The sequence below is a fragment of the Streptomyces sp. NPDC030820 genome, assembly GCF_055572075.1.
In genome coordinates, this window is record NZ_JBVIEB010000011.1 from 309,596 (window position 1) to 315,877 (window position 6,282).

A 6,282-nucleotide genomic window follows, 5' to 3' on the forward strand; every position below is an offset into this window, starting at 1 on the left:
ACGGGTTACGTGCGGTCCATCTAAGCTGACGGCTGCCCCACCTGAATCGGCAGAGTGGGCGGGCAGGCGATGGCCGCCATTTGGGCTGCTGGCAGCGGCTTCAGCGGTGGCCACGTCAGCGTGGCGCCGACAGGCCACAGCGGATGGAACATGGGATGAGGGTCGAAGGGCGCGAGAACCTGATCGTCACTGAGGGACCCGGCCCGGACCAGCTGAATCAACAACCAGCCGATCCTCAGTGTCGAGATATACGTCGGGTTCGCGGTAGGGTCTGGCCCGCTGTACTGAGGGCAAACGAATTCCACCATGGCTGAACCCTCGTCGTTCTCCCAGGGCTCCATGGCACCGATTCTGGCGATCATGAAGCGACTAGGCTCACGATCGTGATAGAAGGCGGCACAGTCCTTCAGTGGCAGCATCTCCAACCTGGGATGCTTGTTCTGGCCTGAGAACATGAACATGGTCTTTAGGGACCAAGAGGCCAGCGCCCTCTGGTCCTCTGGGGTCAGCGTGACCGCTCGTCCGTTGATCAAGTCGGGCAGGAACGGACGCACCTCGTTTTCGAGTCTGTTCATCCATCCGTTGTTGCAGGATGCACAAACGATCTTGACTGTGGCGTCGAGAGCCGAGGCGACGTGTTGGACCCGGGTTGATTCTGTCTCTCTGATGTGGAGGGCCTGAGAGCCGCCGGGCGGCAACGCAGACTTGAGCCACCTGGGGAGTGTGTGCTCCTTCGTCAGCGGAGTGGCGCCACAGAAGACACAGGTACGAGCCATGCCGAGGACCGTACCGCCGCCTGTAGTACAGGGCGATGGATTTTAAAGACCCGGCCCCAGGGCGAACCACACCCAGGAACTCCCCAGGGCCGGGGGTGGGGGGCAAACCTCGGGAGAGCTGGCCGGCTCGGTGAGCTCGGGCACGAGCTGGGCGTCTCCGTTGGCGTCGCCACTGTCGTCGGTCGTTCCTCGGCAACCGTCGATCAGCCGACGGGACGTCAGCCGTCATTCTCTCTCAGTGAAGCCGCTCCACCTGTCGAGACCTCATATCTGCAACGTGCTCCGCACCAGACATAAACGCCAGACCTGATGAAGCACTGCTCGCTGAATTCCACCCGTTCCCTCTCGTCCGCCGCAGCTGGCGCGTTCGGGCGCGGGCGGCCTGTCCCGAAGCGCGAGTAGAAACTTTCTGGCGTGACGCTCGTTTGACGCTCCGAGTTCCCGTACGCGGGACAGCGGGGGGATAGACTGCCTCTGACCTGGGCTTTTTCGTGACCCGTCCAGGTCGATCCCTTTCCGATGACGCATCATGTGGAGTGCGTGGCGATTCTCGAGCCTGCTGCAAAGGGGATCTGACCCGCGCTTTCTTCTGGTTTCGCAGGTGGGCGACTCGGAGCCAAGCGCGGCTCAGTGGTGCTGGCGTTCGCACTGACCACCGCCCTCCTCCTGCGCCACCACTCGGTGTGGCTCGCCCTGGCGGGTGGCGACGGCAACCTGGAGCGGGCAGCGACGACCCCGGAACCGAAGGAGCTCGTGCGTAGTGCACCTCAGGCCCGCTGCGCCGGGCGGTCAGCGGCTGGACGCGTCTACACCTCGATGTGTGAGCCCATGATGACGGTGCGGTCGCGGGGAAGGCCGAAGTACTCGGCGGCGTCGGCCGTGATGTAGGAGGTGGCGATGAACAGGCGCTTGCGCCAGGGCGCCATCGTCGGTGTCTTTCCGCGCCGCAGCTCGATCTTCGACAGGAAGTAGGACGCCTGGTCGAGGTGCAGCGGCCCTTCGGTCTGGGCCGGGTCGAGCATGGCGAGGGTGCCGGGCACGTCCGGTGTCTCCATGTAGCCGAACCGTGCGGTGACATGGATGATCCCGTCGTCGGCGTAGCCGAGGTCGTCGACGACGATCCGCTGGTCGGCCGGGACTCGGGGCACGGGTTCGGTCGCCAGGGAGAGGATCACGACCTGGTCGTGGCGCACGTGGTTGTGCTCGACGTTGGCCCGCTGAGATCAGGAGAGTCCCGAGGCCCGGAGAACCGCCCGCAGCGCCTCGTCGTCGATGAGGTGGCCCAGCCGTTCCAGAACGTCGGTTCCCTGACGCAAGGTGCCGCGTTCCAGGGAGCGGCGGACGCCCGTGTCGAGTTCGTGCCAGAGCAGGGGGTTGGCGGTGAGGACGCGGGGGTCGAGTTCCAGGCGGTGGCCGTGGATGTCCCGCAGGACCAGGTGGGAGGAGACGCCGTCGTACTGCCGTACGGAGGTCAGCGCGTCCGTGCGGACCAGGTGCCGGCGCCAGGGGGTGCGGACCGCGAGCCAGCCGGGGCCCGCGCTGACCCGCTGGGGGAGCAGGACGGCGCACACCCCGGCCGACAGGGTGACCCAGAGCAGGGCGCGCAGAGGCGTCAGGCTTCCCGCGTCCCAGTCGACCAGGAGGCACAGGGCGCAGAACAGCAGGGCGCAGCTCGCCGCGAGCCGGGCGCTGCCACGCCAGTGGCGGTCGCCGGCCGAGCCTGGCGGTCCGCTCCGTCGCATGACGCCGACGCTAAAGCGGCTGTACGCGGGACGGCGACCGCTGCTTACGCGGTCCTAGCGCCGTACCGGCGAATCTTGACGGAATCCTGACGCCCCTCACCGGAGCCGGTCCTCAACCAGTGTGGACGCGAGGGCGCCTGGCCCGGTTCGGTTCCGCCTCGCGCAGGACCTCGCGCGTGACCGGGGCGACCTCGCCCTGGCCGAAGAGGAAGAAGCGGAGGAAGTTGGCGAAGGGGTTGCCCTCGGTCCACTCGAAGTAGATGTGCGGGGTGCAGCCCGTCATGTCCCGGACGTGGAGGAGGAGCGCGGCGAGGGCGTTGGGGATGGAGGAGGACTCCACCGTCAGCACGCGGTAGCGGTTGTGCAGGACCTCGCCACGTACGGTGAGGCCGGCCTCGAACTCGGACGGGTCGGTGACCGTGACCTCGACGAAGACGAAGTCCTCCTGCTCCGGCATGTCGTTGTCGGCGCGGATCTGCTCGACCTTGTCGCGGTACTCGGCCTTGTCCCGCACTCCGGGCTCGTTGGCGATGAACCGGATCTTGCGGCTGGACATGTCACGGATGAATCGTTCCGCCATGTCGTCCAGTTCGACGTGCGTGACGCGCAGCTCGAAGGCGCGGGCCAGCCGGGAAGCCAGGGAGATGAGGATGATGCCGACGATGAAACAGGCACCGATCTTCACACCGTCCGGGCGCTCGATGACATTGGCGACGGTGACGTAGAGCAGGACGGCCGAGACGACCGCGAAGCCGATGGTCCAGCCGCGCTGGGCGGCCCTGCGGGCGGCGATCGTCACCGCGATCGCCGCGGAGGACATCAGGACCAGCACACCGGTGGCGTAGGCGCCGCCCTGCGCGTCGACGTCGGCGTCGAAGATCCAGGTCACCAGGAAGGCGACCAGGGTGAAGACGATCACCATCGGGCGGACCGCCCGCGCCCAGTGCGGGGCCATGCCGTAGCGCGGCAGATAGCGCGGCATCAGGTTGAGCAGGCCGGCCATCGCGGAGGCGCCGGCGAACCACAGGATGGCGATCGTCGAGAGGTCGTAGACCGTGCCGAAGGCGTTGCCCAGGTACTCGTGGGCGAGATAGGCGAGGGCTCGGCCGTTGGCCTGGCCGCCCGTCTTGAACTCGTTCGCCGGGATCAGCACCGTGGTGATGAAGGCAGTGGCGATGAGGAACACGCTCATGATCAGCGCGGCGGCCGTGAGCAGCTTCTTGGTGTCCCGGATCCGGCCGGTCGGCTTCTCCTCGGTGTCGTCCGGGTCGCCCTGGACGTGCGGCATGACGGCGACGCCGGTCTCGAAGCCGGACAGACCGAGGGCGAGCTTGGGGAAGACCAGCAGGGACACGCCGATCATGGCGAAGACGTTGCCGTGCTGGGTGGTCAGGGCGCCGGTCCAGTCGGTGACCACATGCCCGGCGGTCAGCACGTGCCACAGCCCGACCACCACGACCACGGCGTTCAGGGCGAGATAGACCACCACCAGGGCGACCGCGACGCCGATCGCCTCCAAGAAGCCCTTGAGGAACACCGCACCCAGCAGAGCCACCAGCAGCAGCGTGATCAGCATCTGCTGGCCGTGCAGCACGTTCGTCAGGTGCGGGTTCTCGATCAGGTGGGTGGAGGCGTCGGCGGCCGACAGGGTGATGGTGATCAGGAAGTCGGTGGCGGCGAAGCCCAGCAGCGTGAGCACGAACAGCTTGCCCTTCCAGAAGGACAGCAGCCGCTCCAGCATGGCGATGGAACCCTCGCCGTGCGGGCTCTCCTCCGCCACTCTGCGATAGACGGGCAGGGCGCCGGCGAGAGTGACGACCACGAGGACCAGGGTGGCGATCGGGGAGAGCAGACCGGCCGCCAGTGCCGCGATGCCCGGCTGGTAGCCGAGGGTGGAGAAGTAGTCGACACCGGTCAGGCACATCACCCGGTACCAGCGCTGACCCTGGTGCGGGGGCTCGGGCTCGGCGTGCGGGCCGGTGTGGCCGCCGTGCTTGCCCATGTCGGACAGGCCCTCCAGCATCCAGGCGCGCAGTCGGCCGGTATGCGGAGGGTGTTCGGTGGTGGCCATGGACGTTGCTCTCCTGATGTGCGGCTCAGCGTGGGGTTCCGGCCATCACACGGACGGCGGCACCAGCGTATGCAAGGAGTGACGCATGGGCCCACATGGATGTCCGCTTAACGCGTCAAGACCGCGTTAAGGCCGAGCGCGTCGCGTGCTGCGCCTTCAGGGCCGGACACCCAGCGTCATGTCGTACGACGTTTCCCTGCCGCCCGGCAGCCAGGTGATGCGGACCCGAAGGCTGCTCGCGTCCGTCGTCGTACTCGTTGCCGAGACGGCCTTCGAGGATCGGCAGGGTGAGGAGCGGGGGCTTCCTGGGCACAGGAGTCTCCTCTTTTCCGGGTGATCGCTAGGCACTGAGTCGATGGTGTGACACCGGGCTCCCCGCCGCGTATTGGACGTACTCGCGGACGAGGCGGAAACCGGCGTTCCAGGCCAGGAGGCGGCTGGCGCGGTTGTGTAGGGAGCAGTTCCAGCTGGGTGTGTGGCCGCGGGCGGTGATTTCGCCAACTCGCCCTCCGCGGGGGCCCGCAGGCCGTACCGGTTCTTGGCGAGGACGACGACGGAGCGGCCCTCCAGTGTCTCGTCGGCCAGCGACGACAGCTGGGCCGCGTCGGCGAGCTGCCGCTCGTCGATCCCGGGCAGGGGTACGAAGGCGGCGGCTTCCCGGTTGCGGCGCCGATCGTCGTCGGGATGAGCGTGACGAGGAGTGCGACCAGCACGGTCGTGGACTGGGCGGCGCCCGCGTACTCGCCCATCGGCTGCAAGGCGACCACGACCAGGACGAAGATGATCGTGAGGGAGGCGAGCAGGATGTTCAGCGCTATCTCGTTCGGGGTCTTCTGCCGGGAGGCTCCTTCGACCAGTGCGATCATCCGGTCCAGGAAGCTGTGCCCGGGGCGAGCGCTGACTCGTACGACGATCCGGTCGGACAGGACCGTGGTGCCGCCCGTGACCCCGCTGCGGTCCCCGCCCGACTCCCGGATCACCGGCGCGGACTCACCGGTCACCGCGGACTCGTCGACGGCGGCGACCCCGTCGATCACGTCACCGTCGGCGGGGATCATCTCGCCCGCCTCGACCACCACGACGTCCAGCCGCTTCAGTTCGGTGGCGGCGACGGCCTCCGTGCGGGCGGCGGCGGGATTCGTGCCGTAGCTCCAGTGCTCCGGCCGCAGCGCCACCGTGTCCGTACGCGCCCTGCGCAGCGACTCGGCCTGTGCCTTGCCGCGGCCCTCGGCGACCGCCTCGGCGAGGTTGGCGAAGACCACCGTCAGCCACAGCCACAGGCTGATGACCCAGGTGAAGACGGCGGGATGCAGCAGCGCCGACAGCGTGGTCAGGACCGTCCCGACGGACACCACGAACAGGACCGGGTTCCGGACCAGGGTGCGCGGGTGCAGTTTGCGCAGTGCCTCGGGGAACGAGCGGACAAGCTGGACGGGTTCGAACAGCCCGCTCGGTGCGCGGCGTCTGCGCCGTCTCTCGGGTCCGGGCCGGGCCGCGCGCTCGGGACGGGACGGGGGAGTCTGCTCGGGGGCAGCGGGAAGCATGGACACCTTCGTGTCTTGTCGGGGAATCGGACAGAGGCGGGCGGTCCCGGGGGGGGGGGGGGGGGGGGGAGGGGAGGGAGGGGGACAGATGAAAGGGAGGGGGGGGAGGAGAGAAGGTCTCCGCGGGGGAGTGTCTCCCTTGGAACACA

General features: G+C 68.1%; 3 protein-coding genes and 2 pseudogenes. All 5 read right to left on the reverse strand.

The genetic code is table 11. The features are described 5' to 3' along the window. Nucleotides 1-20: 20 nt before the first annotated feature. On the reverse strand, nt 21-575 hold the full coding sequence (locus tag ACZ418_RS29715) for a hypothetical protein (RefSeq protein ID WP_345576786.1): 555 nt from the start codon (nt 573-575) through the stop codon (nt 21-23). 1,007 nt (nt 576-1,582) lie between these two features. Continuing rightward, nucleotides 1,583-1,975: pseudogene (locus ACZ418_RS29720) on the reverse strand (KUP/HAK/KT family potassium transporter); the annotation flags it as partial. Between the two features lie 24 nt (nt 1,976-1,999). Next, entirely contained in the window at nt 2,000-2,518 is a 519-nt protein-coding gene (locus ACZ418_RS29725; RefSeq protein WP_468368909.1) for a hypothetical protein, read from the reverse strand. 112 nt (nt 2,519-2,630) lie between these two features. Beyond that, nucleotides 2,631-4,589, reverse strand: a complete 1,959-nt coding sequence (locus ACZ418_RS29730; protein WP_468368912.1) for an APC family permease — start codon at nt 4,587-4,589, stop codon at nt 2,631-2,633. A 489-nt stretch (nt 4,590-5,078) separates the two neighbouring features. Continuing rightward, a pseudogene (locus ACZ418_RS29735) lies at nt 5,079-6,133 on the reverse strand (P-type ATPase actuator domain-containing protein); the annotation flags it as partial. Nucleotides 6,134-6,282 lie beyond the last annotated feature (149 nt).